Here is a 21,122-nt window from a genome sequence, read left to right on the forward strand (position 1 = left end):
TTGAGACAGGTGGTCTGCTTCATTCTAACTGGTCGTGGGGGCTTGCTGAAAATAACGTTACCATGATGAAAGTGAAGAATGGTGGTGAGATTCTTTACGGTTCTCGTGATGCAGAGGATGATGATTACTTTGGTGCAAACTGGGTTCGAAATAATAATGTATTCGTTAATGGTGTAAGTGAAGGTAAACAATCTTATTCTCGTTCTAGTCGTTGGAAAGGTGTTTCCCAAGAAGAAGCTGATGCAAGAATTGCTAAAATGGGAATTACTGCACATGAATATACAATAACTGAATATTTTGTAGATAAGTTAAACCATAAGGCAACAAAAGCAGATACTTACAAATCTACTCAAGATTATGACGTATCTCGTGAACTTGCTTACCGTAATATTGAAAAACTTCAACCGTTCTACAACAAAGAATGGATTGTAAATCAAGGTAATAAGATTCCTGCAGATTCTAAATTACTAAATACGGAAGTTTTATCTGTTACAGGTATGAAAGATGGACAATTTGTGACCGACTTATCAGATGCTGACCATATTATGATTCATTACGCTGATAAGACGAAAGAAATTAAGGCTATTACACAAAAAGAATCTAAGGTTCAACAAGTTCGTGAATATAGTATTGAAGGATTAGGTGATATTGTCTATACACCAAATATGGTTGTTAAAGATAGGACACAATTGATCAGCGATATCAAAGCTAAATTAGCTTCTGTTGAACTTGATTCAGATGAAGTTCGTAAGATTAATAACAATCCTAAGATGTTATACATGGAAGAAAGCTTCAAAGAAGTAAAAGATAATCTTGATGCTTTAGTTAAAGCTTTAGTTGAAAATGAAGACCATCAATTAAATACGGACGAAGCAGCTAAACGTGCATTGATTAAAAAAGTTGAAGATAACAAAGCTAAAATCATGTTAGCTCTGGCTTACTTAAACCAATACTATGGAATTAAATTTGACGGATTAAATATCAAAAATATGATGACCTTCAAACCGGATTTCTACGGTAAGAACGTTAACGTACTTGATAGATTAATCAGCTTCGCATCAAATGGTAACAACCTAAAAGGTGATCAATCACACGATGCATTTAACAGAGCTCTTGCAAGTGCTACTGGTAAAGCTAATTTACACGAATTCCTGAAGTACAACATGGAATTATTCACTAGTGAAACAGATATGAATACTTGGTTCAAGAATAACATTGCAGATAACGCTTATGTTGTTGAGAAACAATCATCAAATCCAGATTTCGCTAATAAGAAACATAAATTATATGAAGTAATTAATAATGGACATCATGGGCGTTATATTTTACCACTTTTGAATTTGAAGAAAGCGCATATGATCTTAATTACAACCTATAATACCATTGCGTTTAGTTCATTTGAGAAATACGGTAAGAACACAGCAGAAGAACGTGAAGCGTTCAAGAAGCAAGTTGATTTACGTGCGCAAGAACAAATCAATTATTTAGACTTCTGGTCAAGACTTGCTGCAGATAATGTACGAAATAATCTTCTTAAGAGTGAAAATATGGTACCATCTGCAATTTGGGATAACCATGATGTACCAGGTTTGGGATGGGTTGACCGTATGGGACATACGAAGAAAGGCGATTTTGCTCCAATTCGTGAATTCTATGGTCCGACTGATAAGTGGCACGGATATAATGGAATGGGTGCATACGCTTATATCTTCCAAAATCCACAACCACAAGAGGCTGTATATTACATCATCTCTAGCATGATTAGTGATTTTGGTACATCTGCATTCACTCACGAAACAACTCACATCAATGACCGTATGGCTTACTTAGGAACATGGCGTCACCGTGAAGGAACAGACGTTGAAGCCTTTGCTCAAGGTATGTTACAATCACCATCAGTTTCAAATCCAAATGGTGAATATGGTGCCTTAGGGCTAAATATGGCGTATGAACGTCAAAATGATGGTAATCAATGGTATAACTATAATCCTAATATGCTAGATAGTCGTCAGAAGATTGACCATTACATGAAGAACTATAATGAATCAATGATGATGCTTGATTACTTAGAAGCTGAAGCGGTCATTAAGAAAAATGAAGGAACCAATGATAAGTGGTTCAAGAAAATGGATCGAGAATGGCGTTCGAATGCTGATCGTAACAGTCTAAAAGGTGAACCACATCAATGGGATAAACTTCGTGACTTAAATGATGAAGAGAAAAACATGAAGTTAACAACGATTGATCAATTGGTAAACAATAACTTTGTTACCAAGCATGGAATGCCTGGTAATGGACGTTATCGTTCAGAAGGTTTCGATACTGCTTATCAAACCGTTAATATGATGGCAGGTATCTATGGTGGTAATACAAGTAGAAGTACTGTAGGTTCTATTTCATTTAAACATAATACATTCCGTACGTGGGGTTACTTTGGTTATCTCGATGGTTTCTTAGGATACGCTTCTAATAAATATAAAGATGCTGCTAAGAAAGAAAACAATGGTTATGTTGGAGATGATTTCATCATTAAGAAAGTTTCAAATGGAAGATTCCAAAACTTAGAAGAATGGAAATCTGCTTGGTACCATGAAGTACATGAGAAAGCTCAAAAAGGTTTTGTTGAAATTGAAATTAATGGTGAGAAAATTTCAACTTATGCAAGACTTCAAGAATTATTTGATGAAGCAGTTGAGAAAGATCTTAAAGGGAATGGATTTGGAAATACAGTTGGTCTGAAAGAGAAAGTTTATAAACAACTCTTACAAAAATCTAATGGATTTTCTGGAGATTTGTTTACTAAATAGTAGATAGGACTAATAGAATAATAAAAAGGTAGATCAGTTTTATCTGAATCTGCCTTTTTGTGCTATACTTAAGGTATGCATAGAAAAACAGTGATTGATTTTAGGGCTTTGGGGGAGAGATACACCTTTACCCAGCCGATTAAAGAGTTGAAAACGAGAAATATAGCAGAAGTGGCAGATTTGCTGGCACAAGTGGAAAGCTACCAAGAGCAAGGATATTATGTGGTGGGCTATGTCAGCTACGAGGCTGTACCTGCTTTTGAGGAGAAATTAGTAGTTCATAAAGCTACTCTACTGGGAGAGTACCTGCTATATTTTACAGTTCATGATAGGGTAGAAACATCCCCTATTCCTCTGATTTATGACGAGGTTGATTTGCCTTCAAACTGGCAGGAAGTAACATCTGCAGCAGACTATGAAAAGGCGATTGCACAGATACATCATCATTTGCGGCAGGGAGACACCTATCAGGTCAACTACACCGTCCAACTCAAGCAAAAATTAAGTGCCAATCCTTTTGCCATCTACAATCGTATGGTAGTAGAGCAGGAGGCGGGCTACAATGCTTATGTTGAACATGACGAGATGGCAGTGATTTCCATGAGCCCAGAGCTCTTTTTTGAGCAAAATGACCGTGAGTTGACAACGCGACCAATGAAGGGAACGACTCAGCGTGGAGTGACTGACCAAGAAGATTTAGAACAGGCTAGCTGGTTGGAGCAGGATCCCAAAAATCGCTCTGAAAATATGATGATTGTGGACCTCTTGCGCAATGATATGAACCGTATTTCTGAAGTGGGGAGTGAGCATGTGGAGCGTTTGTGTCAGGTAGAACAGTATTCAACTGTTTGGCAGATGACTTCAACCATCAAGAGTCAGTTGCGAGAGGATGTTGACCTTGTTGAAATCTTTCGCTCTCTCTTTCCTTGTGGATCTATAACGGGTGCACCGAAAATTGCGACTATGGAAATCATTAAGAACTTGGAGCCACAACCACGCGGAGTCTACTGTGGAACGATTGGTCTTTTACTTCCAAATGGGCGACGAATTTTTAATGTTGCTATCCGGACTATTCAACTGTATCAAGGGAAAGCCATCTATGGAGTTGGCGGAGGAATTACATGGGATAGCACATGGGAATCTGAATACCGCGAGGTTCATCAAAAGGCAGCAGTTCTCTATCGTAAACAAGCTCGCTTCCAATTAATTACAACTGGAAAAATCAGCCAGAAGAACTTGTTGTTTGAAGATCAGCATTTGGAAAGATTGAGAACAGCTAGTCGGTATTTTGCTTTTCCTTTTGACTCAGAAATTTTGAGACAAAAGATTGAAGCAGAGTGTCAGGCTTGTGATGCTAATCAAGATTACCGTTTGCGTATTTCTCTCAGCAAGTCTGGAGAGCTAGAAGTCGATCGCCAAGTATTAACACCCCTCAGTCCAAGTTTTTGTCAGGCCCAACTTTGTCTGCAAGAAGCTAATTTGCAACAAGCCTTTACCTACTTCAAAACAAGCTACCGACCTCACTTGAGCCTAGGGAAACAAGAGAAGATTTACCATAATCAAAGAGGAAAATTGCTTGAAACCTCTATTGGAAATTTGGTTCTGAAAATCGCTGGGCAACTCTACACACCGTCTATCCGACTGGGAATCTTACCAGGAATTTATCGTCAGCATTTGCTGGAAACAGAACAGGTAGAAGAGAAAGCCTTGACCATAGAAGATTTGAAGGGAGCAGAAGCTATTTATGGCTGTAATGCAGTCAGGGGCTTGTATGAATTGTCAGTAAGGGAGAACTAAATGAAACTAATATTTTTACATGGATTAGGCCAGTCAGCAGATAGTTGGCAAGAAGTGCAAGAGTTGCTTGTAGATTATCCTTCTGAAGCCCTAGAGTTATTTCCTTCCGGAGTTGCTACCTATCAAGAAGCCAAGGAGCGCATCTATCAGTATTTATCAAAAGAGACAGAACCTTTTGTTTTGATTGGATTGTCCTTAGGTGCTGCTCTGGCACTAGAACTTTCCAGTTACGATTTACCAAATCTTCAGGCCTTGGTTTTGTCAGGCTGTCCATTGAAAGTGGCGGGCAATATCCTTTTTTACATTCAGTTGCTGATTTTTAAACTACTTCCCAAAAGGGTGTTTGAAAAACAGGGAGCAGATAAGGCTCTTATGGTTAGAGTTTCCGAAGAATTAAAAACACTTGATTTAAGGGAGATTGCAAAGAATTGTCCCTATCCAACTTTGTTAATTTGTGGTAGTCAGGATAAGCCAAATCTTAGTTCAATGAAAGCTATTCAAGAACTGATGTCAAATTCCCAGTTCCAGATCATCCCTGACGGTCCTCATGTCTTGAATAAGGAAAAACCAAAGGAGTTTGTAGAAAATACCAGAAGTTTCCTTGAATTGCTGAAATAAGTTTGATAAAATAATATTGAAAACGATATCATAATTATGGGAGAAAGAAATGAACAAACGTCTATTTTTAAAAATGAGTCTGGCTACCCTGCCAGCTTTAGCCTTGTTTTCACAACCTGTGTTAGCAGAAGAAAACGTTCATTTTTCTAGTTGTAAGGAAGCTTGGGCGAATGGATACTCGGATATTCACGAGGGAGAACCAGGATATTCTGCCAAGTTAGACCGAGACCATGATGGTGTAGCTTGTGAATTGAAGAATGCTCCTAAGGGTGCTTTCAAAGCAAAACAATCAACGGTGGCTCAAACTAACACAAGTTCAGCAACAACAAGTGGTTGGGTTGAGCAGGATGGCGCTTGGTACTATTTTGATGAAAATGGAAATCCAGTGAAAAATGCATGGCAGGGAAACTATTACTTGAAATCAGATGGTAAAATGGCTAAAAATGAGCGAGTTGATGGAGGCCGTTATTATGTAGATGCTTCAGGTCTCTGGAAACCATAAGTCAGGATAAAATCCAGAAAGTTAATGCAAACCTTTGCATAAGCAACTAAAATTTGTTATACTAGTACTGTAAGCATTTTCAATTAATTCATAATGAAAAAGGAGAATATGATGAGTCAAAAGATTATTGGGATTGACCTTGGTGGAACTTCTATCAAATTTGCAATCTTGACAACAGCAGGAGAAATCCAAGAAAAATGGTCTATCAAGACCAACATTTTGGATGAGGGAAGTCATATCGTAGATGATATGATTGAGTCTATTCAACATCGTTTGGACTTGCTTGGATTGGCAGCAGCAGACTTCCAAGGTATTGGAATGGGATCACCTGGTGTGGTTGACCGTGAAAAAGGAACTGTTATCGGTGCCTACAACCTCAACTGGAAAACCCTTCAACCGATTAAAGAAAAGATTGAAAAAGCCTTGGGCATTCCATTTTTCATCGATAATGATGCCAACGTAGCAGCTCTTGGTGAACGTTGGATGGGGGCTGGTGATAACCAACCAGACGTTGTCTTTATGACACTTGGTACAGGTGTTGGTGGCGGTATCGTCGCAGAAGGCAAATTGCTTCACGGTGTTGCTGGTGCAGCAGGTGAGCTTGGCCACATCACTGTTGACTTTGACCAACCAATCGCATGTACTTGCGGTAAGAAAGGTTGCCTTGAGACAGTTGCTTCAGCAACAGGTATTGTCAACTTGACTCGTCGTTATGCCGACGAATACGAAGGTGATGCAGCCTTGAAACGCTTGATTGATAATGGAGAAGAAGTAACTGCTAAGACTGTCTTTGATTTGGCAAAAGAAGGAGACGATCTTGCTTTGATCGTTTACCGTAATTTCTCACGTTACTTGGGAATCGCTTGTGCTAACATTGGCTCAATCCTAAACCCATCAACAATCGTTATCGGTGGCGGTGTGTCAGCTGCAGGAGAATTCCTTCTACAAGGTGTTCAAAAGGTTTACGACGAAAATACCTTCCCACAAGTACGCACATCAACAAAATTGGCTCTTGCAACTCTAGGAAATGACGCTGGGGTTATCGGAGCAGCATCACTTGTATTGCAATAAGATAATAAAAAGGGGAAAACACTACTTTAAAGCCAGTGATTTTCCTCCTTTCTTTTTTATGCTATACTAGTTAGGATAATAAATGAGGTGAGAGTAAATGACAAAAGCAGATACGATTTTTAAAGAAAATATTGAACGAATCCTCAAAGACGGTGTCTTTTCTGAGCATGCCCGCCCCAAGTACAAGGATGGGACAGTTGCCAACTCCAAGTATGTAACGGGTGCATTTGCCGAGTATGACTTGGCAAAGGGGGAATTCCCCATCACAACCTTGCGTCCCATTGCCATCAAATCCGCCATCAAAGAAGTTCTCTGGATCTACCAAGACCAGTCGAATAGCCTAGAAGTTCTCAATGACAAGTACAATGTTCACTATTGGAATGACTGGGAAGTGGGTGATACAGGAACTATTGGTGAGCGTTACGGGGCGGTCGTTAAGAAACACGACATCATCAATAAGCTTCTCAAGCAGTTGGAAGCCAACCCTTGGAACCGCCGCAATATCATATCACTCTGGGATTACCAAGCTTTCGAAGAAACAGATGGGTTGCTCCCGTGCGCCTTTCAGACTATGTTTGATGTCCGCCGTGTAGATGGAGAAATCTATCTGGATGCGACCTTGACCCAGCGTTCGAATGATATGCTGGTGGCCCACCATATCAATGCTATGCAGTATGTGGCTCTTCAAATGATGATTGCCAAGCATTTTGGCTGGAAGGTTGGTAAGTTCTTCTACTTTATCAATAATCTCCATATCTATGACAATCAATTTGAACAAGCTCAGGAATTGCTCCGTCGTGAGCCGTCAAACTGCCAACCACGTTTGGTTTTAAATGTGCCAGATAAGACCAATTTCTTTGATATCAAAGCAGAAGATTTTGAATTGGTGGATTATGACCCTGTCAAGCCACAGTTGAAGTTTGACCTAGCTATTTAAAAGAATAGAAAAAAGAAGTTGAGACAATAAATCTCAACTTCTTTTGTTTTTTAACGTGATACGCGGCGACGGGCTGCTTTTTTACGGTTTTCTTCGATGAAAGCTGCTTTTTGCTCTTCTGGTTCGATCACTTTCTTTTTAAATGCGTATACTGCACCTGCGACGGCAGCGACAGTTCCTGCGACACCTGTTACAAGACCTTTAGCGAATCCTTTAGCCATGAGTCTTCCTCCTTTATATTCTCAATCAGCCAGCCCCTTCAAGAGGTCACATTTTTCTGACTGACTTTTTTGTGTTATAATAATAGTAACGAAAAAATGGGAATTTTTCAAGGAAAAAAGATGAAAACAAAAATAATTGTGATCGTTGGACCGACTGCTGTTGGAAAAACAGCCCTTGCCATTGAAGTTGCAAAGCGTTTTAATGGCGAAGTGGTTAGCGGTGATAGTCAGCAGGTTTACCGAGGTCTAGATATTGGGACGGCTAAAGCTAGTCCAGAAGAACAGGCAGCTGTTCCCCATCATTTAATTGATGTTAGAGAGGTAACCGAGTCTTACTCGGCTTTTGATTTTGTTTCAGAAGCTAAGATGGTGATTGAGGATATTCACAGCCGTGGCAAGCTAGCCATTATCGCTGGTGGTACTGGACTTTATATCCAGAGTTTACTTGAAGGATACCATCTAGGTGGGGAGACTCCCCATGAGGAGATTCTAGCTTATCGAGCTAGTTTGGAGCCATATTCAGATGAGGAATTATCCCATCTTGTGAAGCAAGCAGGCCTTGAGATTCCTCAGTTTAATCGTCGTCGTGCTATGCGTGCCTTGGAAATAGCCCATTTTGGTCAGGATTTAGAAAATCAAGAGACCTTGTATGAACCATTGATTATCTGCTTGGATGATGAACGTAGTCAGCTTTATGAACGTATCAACCACCGAGTTGATTTGATGTTTGAAGCTGGACTTATAGACGAAGCTAAGTGGCTGTTTGACCATTATCCTGATGTACAGGCTGCTAAAGGGATTGGTTACAAGGAACTCTTTCCTTATTTCCGTGGCGAGCAAACTCTTGAGGAAGCGAGTGAGAGTCTCAAACAGGCGACCCGTCGTTTTGCCAAGCGTCAGTTGACCTGGTTCCGTAATCGCATGCAGGTCACCTTTTATCAGATTGGAGAGTCTGGTGTGCAGGAGCGTATTTTTAGCCAGATTGAGGAGTTTTTAGATGATTGAAACAGAGAAAAAAGAGGAACGCGTCCTTCTCATCGGTGTGGAATTACAGGGCATGGACAATTTTGACCTCTCCATGGAAGAGTTGGCCAGTCTGGCTAAGACAGCTGGGGCAGTCGTCGTTGATAGCTACAGACAAAAACGTGAAAAATATGATTCCAAGACCTTCGTCGGCTCTGGTAAGTTAGAAGAAATTGCGCTCATGGTGGATGCAGAAGAAATTACCACTGTCATCGTCAACAATCGTTTAACTCCACGGCAAAATGTCAATCTAGAGGAAGTTCTGGGTGTTAAGGTCATTGACCGTATGCAGTTGATTCTGGATATCTTTGCCATGCGAGCTCGAAGCCATGAAGGGAAGCTCCAAGTTCACCTAGCCCAGCTCAAATATCTCTTGCCTCGCTTGGTTGGCCAGGGAATTATGCTCAGTCGTCAGGCAGGGGGAATTGGTTCCCGTGGACCTGGTGAAAGCCAGCTGGAGCTGAACCGTCGTAGTGTTCGCAATCAGATCACAGATATCGAGCGCCAGCTCAAGGTGGTTGAGAAAAATCGGGCGACAGTTCGAGAAAAACGTTTGGAGTCAAGTACCTTTAAGATTGGTTTGATTGGTTACACCAATGCTGGAAAATCAACCATCATGAACACCTTGACCAGTAAGACCCAGTATGAAGCAGACGAGCTCTTTGCGACTTTGGACGCGACGACTAAGAGTATCCATCTGGGAGGCAATCTCCAAGTAACTTTGACAGATACCGTTGGCTTTATCCAAGATTTGCCGACAGAGTTGGTGTCCAGTTTCAAGTCAACCTTAGAAGAAAGCAAGCATGTGGACCTTCTGGTTCATGTTATCGATGCCAGCAATCCTTACCATGAGGAGCATGAAAAAACAGTTCTGTCCATCATGAAAGACCTGGACATGGACGACATTCCTCGCTTGACCCTCTATAATAAAGCGGATTTGGTGGAGGATTTCACGCCTACCCAAACGCCTTATGCCCTCATTTCTGCCAAGTCTGAGGATAGTCGTGAGAATTTGCAGGTACTATTTTTAGAGAAAATCAAGGATATTTTTGAATCTTTTACCCTGCGCGTGTCTTTTTCAAAATCTTACAAGATTCACGATTTAGAAAGTGTTGCGATTCTTGAAGAACGTGATTATCAGGAGGACGGCGAAGTGATTACAGGCTACATTTCCGAGAAAAATAAATGGAGGTTAGAGGAATTTTATGACTGATATTAAAACGTTGGCTCTAAAATATGGGGGCTATACAAGTCTGGACAAGCTCTATCTGGATCAGCTTCTAGCTGGCAAGACAGAGCAGGAGCAGTTGGCACTTATCACACCTCCGCCCAGCGTGGTCAATGCTTACTTTGCAGAACTATATCAAAAAAAGAGTCCTCAAGCTGCGACGGATTATTTTGCAGAACTCAGCCAGGAGTTGAATCTTTACAATGCTGAACCAAGTTTCACCTTTGAAAATAAGCCCTTTATTCGTCTGAATCTGTCTGGCAAGTCTTTTGGTTTTTGCTATGAGAGTGAGGATCTTGGTCGGATTTTTTCTGAAAATGAGGAAGTAATCTCGGATGACTTGCTTTTTGAAATTGCGCAAATTTTCCCCCATCAACTGGTCTTTGAAGAGTCTGGCAAGATTTACATGAAGGCTGTTGGAGATGAAGAAGTTGTTAGCATGGAGAGTCTAACAGCTTTGACTGATTTGGAAAGCTTGGCTGATGGTCGCAAGCGTCTTAAAGGTTACAGCCAAGAGGAGTTATTACAAGAAGCTACTGCTTTTTCTGGCAAGCGCTATTTCCGATCGGAAAACCGCACAGCCATGTTATATATTAATTAATTAGAAAGTATCGAATGGATATTCAATTTTTAGGAACGGGGGCTGGTCAGCCCTCTAAAGCCCGCAACGTTTCAAGTCTCGCTCTGAAACTTTTGGACGAGATTAACGAAGTCTGGCTCTTTGACTGTGGAGAAGGTACGCAAAATCGCATTCTGGAAACCACAATTCGACCGCGTAAGGTTAGCAAAATCTTTATCACCCACCTGCATGGAGACCACATTTTTGGCTTACCAGGTTTCCTTTCTAGTCGTGCCTTTCAGGCCAATGAAGAGCAGACGGATTTGGAAATCTATGGACCTCAAGGGATCAAGTCCTTTGTCTTAACCAGCCTTCGTGTGTCAGGTTCGCGCCTGCCTTACCGTATTCATTTTCATGAGTTTGACCAAGATTCTTTAGGAAAAATCCTTGAGACCGATAAATTCACAGTGTATGCAGAGGAGTTGGACCATACTATTTTCTGCGTTGGCTATCGTGTCATGCAAAAGGACCTAGAAGGTACCTTAGATGCTGAAAAGCTCAAGGCTGCTGGTGTCCCATTTGGCCCACTTTTTGGGAAAATCAAGAATGGTCAGAACGTTGTTCTTGAAGATGGGACTGAAATCAAGGCAGCAGACTATATCTCAGCTCCACGTCCAGGTAAAATTATCACTATTTTAGGAGACACTCGAAAAACGGATGCCAGTGTGCGTCTGGCTGTTAATGCCGATGTCCTTGTCCATGAGTCCACTTATGGCAAGGGTGATGAAAAAATTGCTCGTAACCATGGCCACTCTACTAACATGCAAGCTGCACAAGTAGCAGTAGAAGCAGGAGCCAAACGCCTCTTGCTCAACCATATCAGTGCCCGTTTCCTTTCAAAAGATATCAGCAAGCTCAAGAAAGATGCTGCTAGCATTTTTGAAAATGTCCATGTGGTCAAAGACTTGGAAGAAGTAGAAATCTAGCAGTCACAGAAAGGATAAGTATGACTACTATTCTCATTACCGGAGCTAGCGGTGGTCTAGCCCAAGAAATGGTCAAACTCCTGCCAAATGACCAACTCATCTTGCTTGGTAGAAATAAGGAAAAATTAGCTCAACTCTACGGAAATCATCCACAAGCAGAATTGATTGAAATCGATATTACCGATGATTCAGCCTTAGAAACTCTGGTAGCAGACCTCTATCTCCGCTATGGCAAGATTGATGTCTTGATAAACAACGCTGGTTACGGGATCTTTGAGGAATTTGACCAGATTTCTGACCAAGATATTCATCAGATGTTTGAGGTCAATACCTTTGCCCTAATGAATCTGTCTTGTCGCCTTGCGGCTCGAATGAAGGAAAGTCGAAAAGGCCATATCATCAATATCGTCAGCATGGCAGGTTTAATCGCTACTGGCAAGTCCAGTCTCTACTCAGCGACCAAGTTTGCGGCTATTGGTTTTTCAAATGCTCTGCGCCTCGAACTTATGTCATATGGAGTCTATGTGACAACAGTCAATCCAGGACCAATCCGCACAGGATTTTTTGACCAGGCCGATCCAGATGGCACCTATCTCAAATCGGTTGACCGCTTCCTGCTAGAACCAGATGCAGTGGCTAAAAAGATTGTCAAGATTATAGGAAAAAACAAACGAGAACTCAATCTTCCTTTTTTGTTAAAACTAGCCCATAAGTTTTATACTCTCTTTCCTAAGCTTGCTGATAAGTTGGCAGGGGAGATTTTTAATTATAAATAAAAAAAAGTTGTTCCTAACATGGAGCAACTTTTTTGACGATTAGAACAAATCAATACCTGTCTTATTTAATGCGTGGCAGTGATAGGTGAAGGCATTGATAAAATTAGAGTAGTATTGCTGATCAATAAATTTTGCGCTTTGAAGATAATTAAATAGATTTTTCGCTAAAGGAATAGCCTCAGGTTTATTCCATCTAAATTGATTGTAAACATGTTCAACTTCTAGAAACATGAGGGGAATAGCTAGATAGCCTCGTTCGAAGGTCTGAAGTGATTTAATTTTTTTAATAATATCATCAGCCTTTTGATAGTAGCCCAATTCAGAGAAGTATTTTGCAGAGAAAGTAAGAGCATTTAAAATACGTATGTAGGTGTCAGTATTAGCACTTTCTTTGTACATAAGTAGTAATTGTTTGGTCATATGGTCAATGAGTTCCATCGGGCAATGATTGACGATAACACGATAAATTTCAAGTTCGATACTATTAAAGACATCCGATTTCATTAAATGCTTGATAATGTTTTGAATTCTGGCAATGGTTTCTGGACTCTTTGATATGGTTGGATAATGTCTTAATTTAATAGATTTAAAAATCATTTCTGCTTGAAGTGGATTGTCTTTTAGATAGACATCAAATAATTTTTCGTATTCTTCAATGTAAGTGAGGATATCTTCTTCATGGACCACATGCTTGCCAAATTCAATAGCAGGTAATTCTAAGCAGTCTCCACCTTTATTTGCATAGGCGAGAACAAAATCATTCCATTCAACTCCGATAACAATTAAAAGTTTGGCAAAGTTTTCAAGTGAAATTCCTTTTTCTCCTTTTTCAAATTGACTTAGGAACTGTGGTGATACGATATCTGAGGCGGCTTCCTTTAGGCTGAGTCCTCGTGCTTCGCGCAGGTACTTAAATGTAGCTCCAAATGGGTATAGATTTTCCATAAATAATCTCCTTACATACTTCTAAGACTATTATACAAAAATTTAGAGAAAAAAATGGAGAAAGAAAACTATAGTTACAAAATACTAGAATTCTATGCTATTTTTTATTTTTATGAACAAGATTGAAACTATAGTTTAAATAGCGAAAAATTTAAATATCTATTATGGTATGATAAGGGAAAGGATAGGAAATAAAGTTAGGTTGTTATACTAGTATAACAAGGATTGACTTATCACTCAATCCTATTCTATCAGCCATCAAAGGAGAAAATGAAATGGGGAAAATTTAAATGCTCGACGCTAGAAAACTATCATATTTACTTTTAAGGTTATAAGATAATTATCATAAAATTTATTGAAAAAGAGAAATATATAAGGAGTTTTATTATGAAAAATAGAAAAATGTTGGCTTCTTCTTTACTAGCCGGTGCTTTATTGTCAGTAGGTTATGTAACCTCTAAACCAACAGAGGTTCATGCCTTAACAGATATGAGTGTAAAAGATACTCAAAATCCCTTGAAAATCACCTTGATACAGACAGCAGGAGGTGATACAGTTGATACACTTTTGGTTGACCTTCAAAGAAGTTCTACAACTAATGATAATACATATCTTGATTTTGATATAGTTAATGAAGATACTGGAGAACTTGCTTCTTCACACACTTTTGGAAGATTTGGAGGAAGTAATAGAATAAGACAGGGAATTAATATAGTCTTAGTAAAAGATGGGAACTACCATCTAGATATTTACAGTTCAGGTGATTTTGGAAAACGTTACTTTGGACGTTCAGAAGTTTTTAGAATCTCTAGAGGTGAATATTATCCGATTAAGAAGGTAGAGACACCAACAGCTACTGAAACTCCAAAACAAACCACTAACTCTAGCTCAGGTCAGACTGGCTGGTCAGGTTCTTCTTACTACAAAGCTGGTGTGAAAGTAGTTAATCAATGGATTTTTGATGTTCAGTACAATTCATACTTCTACCTAAATGCTTCCGGTAACTATGTTCAGAATGCTTGGTCAGGTAATTATTACCTCAAATCAGGTGGCTACATGGCTAAAAGCGAGTGGATTTACGATAAAAACTATAGTTCATACTATTACCTAACATCTGAGGGTAGCTATGCGCGTAACACTTGGGTAGGTAGCTATTACCTCAAATCAAATGGTAAAATGGCCAAGAGCGAGTGGGTCTATGATAGCAGCTATAGCTCTTACTATTACCTAACATCAGAAGGCAGCTATGCTCGTAACACATGGGTAGGTGACTACTATCTCAAGTCAAATGGTAAGATGGCAGTTAACGAACGTACACCAGATGGTTACAAAGTAGATGGCTCAGGTAAGTGGGTGAAATAAGAAAATAAATCTATATTGTAGATAAAACTTATTTTAAACTGGGAGAAAATAATGGAAAAACATGAAAACCAAACGAACGAAGAAGTGACCATAGAAAAAGTCGAAGAGACTACGGAAAGAATGGAAGAATCAATTAATGAAGTAGTTAAAGAGAAGCCTGATAGAGTAGAAGCAATCAAAAAAGAGGCATCAAGTTTTGTAGATAAAGCTGGACAACAAATCGAAAATCTAGATATGAATGGTCTCATTGAAAAGATTAAAAAACTATTTGAAACAAAACCTTTACAATCTATCGGGATAAGCCTAGCTATCTTTCTTATTGTGTTCTTTGGAGTTCGCAAATTAACCAGTGATCCCTTAGATGGAACTTATGAAATTTTAACAAAACGTGATCATTTAATCATGGTGATTAAAGGAAATGCTGGGACCGTCATCTCTGAAGATTCAGACGGAGACAAAGAAAAAAGATTAGTGAAAATTAATAAACAAAAGAAAGTATTGACAATAACAGACGATGAAGGAAGAGAAATAGGAAAAACAAAATATATGTTAAAAGATAAAGAACTCTATCTTCAAGAGCCAGATCAAACCTTTAACCGAGTAAAATAGACAACGCATTCAAAGCTTACCTCAGTACCCTAAAAGTTACTGGGGTAAGAAATTGTATATTGTATATAGGGAGAATATCAAATGAAATTTAAAAAATTAATAACTCTAGCCAGCTTGGTTGGCCTAATTACTTTCTTATTGCCTGTTGTTACATCAGGTAATCAATCACTAGCTCCGGTAAGTGAACATGTTTCAGAATATTTGGATGTACCATTATGGTATCTATTTTTGGTTTGGTACGGAGCATTTGTAATTAATTTCTTATTATCTTTAGTAATTGGAAAAGGAAGAGTGCTTCAAATTATTACATCGATTATAGTTATTCTGTTAAGTCTATTTGGAATTCTTGTTCATTTTTCAATAACAAAAGAATTGGTTGGAAGATCGAATTTAGGTCTTGGAGCGATTCTATATTATGTATGTGTTGTAATAAATCTTTTCGCAGCAATAATGATTATAAAAGGTGATAAAGCTACTAGTGAAAAAATGAATTAAATAATTTCATTTCAGTAGTAGTTGGGATGAATGTTATAGTAGAAATTCGGTATTATATAGTGATAAGAGAGGTTTTAGGTTGAAATGAAAAAAATTTTATTTCGTTTTCCATTTTGGTATTATTTAAATCCAATTAATTTTTTAGGTGTAGGTGTATTAGGTTTTATCACCTATTACAATACTGTAAGAATATTTTCAGAAATTGCTGAGTTTGAGAAATTTAATGTTGCTCATTCACATAATCAGTTTTTTGTAATATTAGGTATTGTGTTCCATATTATTTGGGCAATTATCAATATTCTATTGTATCCGTATGTATTTTCTTACATTTTTAAAGTAGTCTCAAATATTATACCAAAAGGATTTTTCTTCAGTTTTATGTTTAAGCAAATAGGTGCTGCATATAGAGAGGAAATGGATAAAGGGGATATTTATTTAAAACATAGAATCTATTATGATTATCGTGGATATCCTACATCCATTGAACCAGTATATGATAGGGCAATTGATCGTGCACTTGACGCAGTTAGTGGAATGTTTGCGATTCAGTTTGGAATTAGGATTGTTTGTGTGAGTGTTGGTATAGTGCTTTTAATAGCAACATGGTATTTCACAATTTTCTATGGTTGGTTCTTTGCTATTAAATATAATCGTCAACATCCTATAAAAAAAAAGAGTCAAAATGAACCAGTAAAAATGCCTTCAATTCAAAATGTGAATCAAATTTCTGAAGTACAGGGGAGTGAATTGGATTCTGAAAGTACGATATCGAGTGATAATAGAAATCAAGAAATTTCTTCGCAAAAAAGAAAAGTGTCTGATTTATTAACTCAAGAAAGGGTAGAAAAGGCTGGGAATATTTTGGAAAAAATGCTATCAATCTTAATTAGAATTAGTATTGGATTTTTCAAAGTTTTAGGAAAAGTTGTATTCTTTACTTTGAAAGTTACTAGGGGAATTTTTAGAGGTATTGAGCATTCTGTGGAAGATTCAATCAGAAGAATGTTTTAGTCAGTGAAATTAAAACTTAAATATGACATAAAACTGTAGATAGATTAATAAATGATAAAATCTAAATGAAATGATATCTATAAGTCATTTTATTTAGATTTTTAATGGTTTAGAAAGATAATAGAAAAATGACAACATATAGAGTAGGAACAAGTTTTAGTTCATGGTCTTTTGGAGATGCTTATTCGAAGGCTAAAGATGGGGATATTCTTGCATTGGAAGAAGGTTATATGCTTGAGTTACCAGCAGGAAGACACTATAAGATAGAAAAAAGCATCAAAATAGTTGGGAAAATTTCTGAGACCGAAGGTGGAGGAACACTTTATCACAATACTATAGCAGCGACTCTGAGAATTATGAACGGAGTTACAGTTCAGTTTGAAAATATTTGGTTTCAAGTAGATGACCACCGTTGTGCTTTAGTAATAAAGGGGAATTCAACTGTAGTTCTAAATACTGTATACTTTAATGAACAATTAGATAATAAAAAAGTTTTCATAATGGTTGAAGGTAAGTCAAAATTGTTAATCGAAAATGCAGGAAATCAACTATATAATGGTTCTTACAGTACAACATCAATTAAAGTTAGTAATTCTACTCTAGAACTAAAACGTGCTGAGTTAAATATAAAATTGAATGCAGATAATGGTTCATCTATTCAAATGGAAGATACAGTGATTGAGAGATGGGGTTCTAATATATTAACTATAAAAGATTCATCAGTGACTTCCATAAATACTGTCTTAAAAGGGGGAAGTGCTGAACAAGATTACCCTGCTGTTTTTTTAAGTCGTTCGACTGCAAAATTACAAAATACAGAAGTCATTCAACCGTTGTATCGAGCTGCTGTCTGTCTAACAAATAGTGCTAGCCTTGAATCAATTGGAGCTTCTTTGACATCAATAAGAGCAATTAGTAGTCGAGTCTGTATAGAGCAAACGGTCATTAGGGAATCTCTTATGTTAGAATCCAATTCATTTTGTAGGGTTCGTGATTTTGTTGATATCATAGGTGAGAACGAGGAAAAAATTGATATTTATTGTGGAGCTTCTGTCTTAGTAGCAAATACAATAAAATTAAATCGTAATATTACCCCAAATATTCGACTTTCAGATAGTTCATACCTAATTGCAGATACTATTCTTAAAGAATTTGAAAATACGGATGGTATAATATGGGATATTTCAGATGATAGCTGTAAAATTTTGAATGAAGAGAGTACAAATTCTGAACCACAAGAGGAAATTAGTGAAACTATCGAACGCGATTATGAGGAAGAATTGTACAGCTTGATTGGTTTAAATAATGTAAAAAAAGAAGTCCAAAAATTACTAAGAACAGTCGAATTCAATCAAAAAAGATTATCAGAAGGTCTTCCAATTCAAGAACAATCTCTACATTCTGTTTTTACAGGAAATCCTGGTACAGGGAAGACAACAGTAGCAAGATTATTAGGTAGAGTTCTCTTTGACAGAGGTGTTCTCCCTGGAGATGAATTTAAATTTATTGAGGTTTCTGAGTCGGATCTTATTGCAACTCATATTGGTGAGACAGCAGTACAAACGCAAGCAATATTGGAGAAGGCTAAAGGTGGTATTCTTTTTATTGATGAAGCATATACTTTAAATAAGGGAAAATCATCTCAACATAATTTTGGACTAGAGGCTATAAACACAATACTAAAGTATATGGAAGATTACCGCAATGAGATTATGATTATATTTGCGGGTTACACTAAAGAAATGGAACAGTTTTTTGAAACAAATCCTGGATTAAAGTCACGTGTACCAAATACATTCTTCTTTGAGGACTATTCTGGTGATGAAATTGTCGAAATGGGATTGAAAAATCTTCAGAAATCTTCGTATCAACTTGAAGACGAATCTTATTATGCTATGAGAGTCAAGCAGGCCTATAGTCGCTCGTTAGATCATAGTAATGGACGATGGATTCGTAATTTTAATGAACACTTAATGAGAGCTTTAGCCAATCGTGTTGTTGAGACGCAGGTTGATGACTATGTGACAATTATCAATGACGATATTGATGATGTCCTTCTTCAAGGCACCCAACAACCAGAAGAAAATCAAAAAGATGCTTTGGAACAACTACAAAACTTGATAGGAATACAGAAAGTTAAAAAACAGGTTGAACAATTTATTTCATTAGCAGAGTTGAATAAGAAGAGGGAAGAACAAGGCGCTGCTGTAAGCGAGTTCTCACTACATTCCTTATTCTTGGGAAATCCAGGGACTGGAAAAACTACTGTAGCTCGTATCGTAGGAAAAATTCTTTATCAAAAGGGAATTATTCCTCAAAATAAATTCATAGAGGTATCTCGAAGTGATTTAGTAGCTGGGTATGTAGGGCAAACGGCTATCAAGACGCAGGAAGTATTGAAATCTGCTTTAGGGGGAGTTTTGTTCATTGATGAAGCATACACGCTATCAAATTCTAATGAAGATCGATTTGGTAAAGAAGCAATTGATGAGATTCTTAAATTCATGGAAGATCATAGAAGAGATATTGTCATTATTTTTGCTGGATATACAAAGGAAATGGAAGAATTTCTCTCAGTAAATTCAGGACTACCAAGCCGAATTCCAAATACTTTTGATTTTGAAGATTATACAGCGGATGAAATTATTCAAATTGGTTTATTAGGATTAAACAATCAAGGATACTTAATTGATGTTGATTATTATTCTAAAACAATTGAATCTTTGTATAATAAAATCAATGATTGTAGTAATGGTCGCTGGATTAGAAATATCAATGAAAAAATCATTAAGAATTTATCAATTAGAGTATCACGTGATAACGTGACTGATTTATCTACAATAGATAAAGTCGATATTGAGAGAATGATGCTAGAATATGAGAGATTATAAAAATATGGAGAATCGTTTGAAATTACTAAACAAATTACTGATGGTGGTTTGTTCTATATTAGGTTTGTTTTTACTAGTGGCTTCAGCCCAAGCTGACAGTACTGACTACAACCAACTATTTCCACAAATTACTGAGAAGTGGGAGAGCAAACAGCTATTTGAAAATAATGCTAATAGACTTGGTTACGCTTTGATGGATATTGATAAAAATGGGACGGATGAGTTATTAATCGGTCTAACCAATGGTGAAAAATGGGAACTGTTTGAAGTATATTATATGAATGGTAATACTCCAACTCCCTTATTTGATAGATTTTGGGATACAAGCCTTAGAATGGGGACAGTTATTAATACCTATACAGACGGCAGTATTATAGTGTTCGAGAGTTCTCCAGGGATTATGTCATATAGATTGTTCCAACTTTCTAAAGAAAATAAGGAGCCAACGTTAATTAAAAAAGGTGAATTTAGAGCAGGAGAAGGTGACTTAGATGACTTAAACCTTGACTCTAAAACAAAGATAGATACCTCAACTATTGAATATACTTCTCTAAATCTCCCAATCATTGGAGATAATATGGATCCGAATCCTCCTATGCCTAAGTCCCTTGTCGATGCTAAAATTGGTGATGAAGTTCCTCTCCCATCTGAATTAGTAGGTACTTGGATTAATAAAGAGCCAAATAATGGGAAGCATGGTAAAGCTTCATCACTTATTTTAGGAGAGGATGGAAGCTACACTGGAACCTTTAAGAATGCAGATATTAGAGGGAAGGTATCCCGTCTTAAAAAAGTGAGTGAGAATGGATTTATAGTCTTAACGGAAAATCAAGAGAATGATTTTTTCTCTTTAATTGTTGGTTTAGGTGGAGGTTTGCCTCCTGGTCATAGACTCGAACATGGTATGGTACTAGAAGGGCGAACTTTATATAATGTATTGTGGGTAGTAAAAGAAGGGGAGGAAGACTATTCTAAACCTTCCAAGCTAGTAACTTTTGTAAATCCAACTTATGGTCCTAAGAAAATTGAGAAAAAAGCAGAACAAGAAGTAGCGAAACAAGGCGACACAGTGGCAGAATCAATTCAAGACAGTAGTGAGAAGACACAGCCAGAGCAAACGTTATTTGAAAATATTCCAGTATTTGGACTGGTTGTGGGAGCTGGACTTGTCCTCGTTTTAATACTCTCTATATTTTGGTTTAAAAAATAAGATTTTATAAAATTCTTTTGATTTACTATTAGAGAAAAAACCTCAAGAACTAGGGTTGAAAGCTGGTTCTTGAG

19 protein-coding genes are annotated in these 21,122 nt (G+C 37.7%); 17 read left to right on the top strand and 2 right to left on the bottom strand.

Going from position 1 to position 21,122, the window contains the following annotated elements; all coding sequences use genetic code 11:
- Positions 1-62: 62 nt before the first annotated feature.
- From ACLNCP_RS05530 to ACLNCP_RS05555, 6 genes are all read left to right on the top strand, one after another.
- Positions 63-2,807: a ZmpA/ZmpB/ZmpC family metallo-endopeptidase gene (locus ACLNCP_RS05530; protein ID WP_424844159.1), complete on the top strand. Its 2,745-nt coding sequence runs from the start codon at positions 63-65 to the stop codon at positions 2,805-2,807.
- A gap of 75 nt (positions 2,808-2,882) precedes the next feature.
- Positions 2,883-4,604: an aminodeoxychorismate synthase component I gene (pabB, locus tag ACLNCP_RS05535; RefSeq protein ID WP_424844160.1), complete on the top strand. Its 1,722-nt coding sequence runs from the start codon at positions 2,883-2,885 to the stop codon at positions 4,602-4,604.
- A complete protein-coding gene (locus tag ACLNCP_RS05540) occupies positions 4,605-5,222 on the top strand; it encodes an alpha/beta fold hydrolase (RefSeq protein WP_261011070.1) in 618 nt (205 codons plus the stop codon).
- A gap of 49 nt (positions 5,223-5,271) precedes the next feature.
- The gene (locus ACLNCP_RS05545) at positions 5,272-5,724 is read left to right on the top strand and encodes an excalibur calcium-binding domain-containing protein (protein ID WP_424844161.1); all 453 of its coding nucleotides are present in this window, start codon (positions 5,272-5,274) and stop codon (positions 5,722-5,724) included.
- Positions 5,725-5,835: 111 nt separating this feature from the next.
- Complete coding sequence (locus tag ACLNCP_RS05550) at positions 5,836-6,795, top strand: ROK family glucokinase (protein ID WP_031227726.1); 960 nt, start codon at positions 5,836-5,838, stop codon at positions 6,793-6,795.
- Positions 6,796-6,892: 97 nt separating this feature from the next.
- Positions 6,893-7,732 carry a thymidylate synthase gene (locus ACLNCP_RS05555; protein ID WP_125454742.1) on the top strand — a complete coding sequence of 280 codons (840 nt, stop codon included), beginning with the start codon at positions 6,893-6,895 and terminating at the stop codon, positions 7,730-7,732.
- 50 nt (positions 7,733-7,782) lie between these two features.
- On the opposite strand, the gene ACLNCP_RS05560 is transcribed toward ACLNCP_RS05555, so the two are convergent.
- A complete protein-coding gene (locus ACLNCP_RS05560) occupies positions 7,783-7,953 on the bottom strand; it encodes a DUF3042 family protein (RefSeq protein WP_001051780.1) in 171 nt (56 codons plus the stop codon).
- Positions 7,954-8,073: 120 nt separating this feature from the next.
- On the opposite strand from ACLNCP_RS05560, the gene miaA reads away from it, so the two are divergent.
- Genes miaA through ACLNCP_RS05585 form a run of 5 tightly spaced genes read left to right on the top strand, consistent with a single transcriptional unit; the run spans position 8,074 to position 12,525 of the window.
- Positions 8,074-8,958: a tRNA (adenosine(37)-N6)-dimethylallyltransferase MiaA gene (miaA, locus tag ACLNCP_RS05565; RefSeq protein ID WP_261011559.1), complete on the top strand. Its 885-nt coding sequence runs from the start codon at positions 8,074-8,076 to the stop codon at positions 8,956-8,958.
- Complete coding sequence (gene hflX, locus ACLNCP_RS05570) at positions 8,951-10,189, top strand: GTPase HflX (protein WP_261011067.1); 1,239 nt, start codon at positions 8,951-8,953, stop codon at positions 10,187-10,189. The genes miaA and hflX overlap by 8 nt, the downstream gene beginning before the upstream one ends.
- Positions 10,182-10,805: a cystathionine beta-lyase gene (locus ACLNCP_RS05575; RefSeq protein ID WP_261011066.1), complete on the top strand. Its 624-nt coding sequence runs from the start codon at positions 10,182-10,184 to the stop codon at positions 10,803-10,805. Before hflX ends, ACLNCP_RS05575 begins: the two co-directional genes overlap by 8 nt.
- A gap of 14 nt (positions 10,806-10,819) precedes the next feature.
- Entirely contained in the window at positions 10,820-11,749 is a 930-nt protein-coding gene (gene rnz, locus ACLNCP_RS05580) for a ribonuclease Z (protein ID WP_045607262.1), read from the top strand.
- 20 nt (positions 11,750-11,769) lie between these two features.
- Positions 11,770-12,525: an SDR family NAD(P)-dependent oxidoreductase gene (locus tag ACLNCP_RS05585; RefSeq protein ID WP_153199521.1), complete on the top strand. Its 756-nt coding sequence runs from the start codon at positions 11,770-11,772 to the stop codon at positions 12,523-12,525.
- 39 nt (positions 12,526-12,564) lie between these two features.
- Here the strand turns inward: ACLNCP_RS05585 and ACLNCP_RS05590 are convergent, their stop codons facing one another.
- On the bottom strand, positions 12,565-13,470 hold the full coding sequence (locus ACLNCP_RS05590) for a helix-turn-helix domain-containing protein (protein WP_049502386.1): 906 nt from the start codon (positions 13,468-13,470) through the stop codon (positions 12,565-12,567).
- Positions 13,471-13,857: 387 nt separating this feature from the next.
- Between ACLNCP_RS05590 and ACLNCP_RS05595 the strand changes: the two genes are divergently transcribed.
- The 6 genes from ACLNCP_RS05595 (at position 13,858) to ACLNCP_RS05620 (ending at position 21,048) form a co-directional block, all read left to right on the top strand.
- Positions 13,858-14,832, top strand: a complete 975-nt coding sequence (locus tag ACLNCP_RS05595; RefSeq protein ID WP_153199523.1) for a choline-binding protein C — start codon at positions 13,858-13,860, stop codon at positions 14,830-14,832.
- A 51-nt stretch (positions 14,833-14,883) separates the two neighbouring features.
- Complete coding sequence (locus ACLNCP_RS05600; RefSeq protein WP_153199525.1) at positions 14,884-15,441, top strand: hypothetical protein; 558 nt, start codon at positions 14,884-14,886, stop codon at positions 15,439-15,441.
- An 81-nt stretch (positions 15,442-15,522) separates the two neighbouring features.
- Positions 15,523-15,936 (top strand): hypothetical protein, encoded by a 414-nt coding sequence (locus ACLNCP_RS05605; RefSeq protein WP_153199527.1) that lies wholly within the window; start codon positions 15,523-15,525, stop codon positions 15,934-15,936.
- Between the two features lie 84 nt (positions 15,937-16,020).
- Positions 16,021-16,947 (top strand): hypothetical protein, encoded by a 927-nt coding sequence (locus ACLNCP_RS05610; RefSeq protein ID WP_194250701.1) that lies wholly within the window; start codon positions 16,021-16,023, stop codon positions 16,945-16,947.
- Positions 16,948-17,075: 128 nt separating this feature from the next.
- On the top strand, positions 17,076-19,838 hold the full coding sequence (locus ACLNCP_RS05615; protein WP_247953206.1) for an AAA family ATPase: 2,763 nt from the start codon (positions 17,076-17,078) through the stop codon (positions 19,836-19,838).
- Positions 19,825-21,048 carry a hypothetical protein gene (locus tag ACLNCP_RS05620; RefSeq protein ID WP_261022905.1) on the top strand — a complete coding sequence of 408 codons (1,224 nt, stop codon included), beginning with the start codon at positions 19,825-19,827 and terminating at the stop codon, positions 21,046-21,048. Before ACLNCP_RS05615 ends, ACLNCP_RS05620 begins: the two co-directional genes overlap by 14 nt.
- Positions 21,049-21,122: the final 74 nt, after the last annotated feature.

Origin of the sequence: Streptococcus sp. CL6.35 (genome assembly GCF_049737915.1) — a bacterium.
In the GTDB taxonomy this organism is placed as follows: Bacteria; Bacillota; Bacilli; order Lactobacillales; family Streptococcaceae; genus Streptococcus.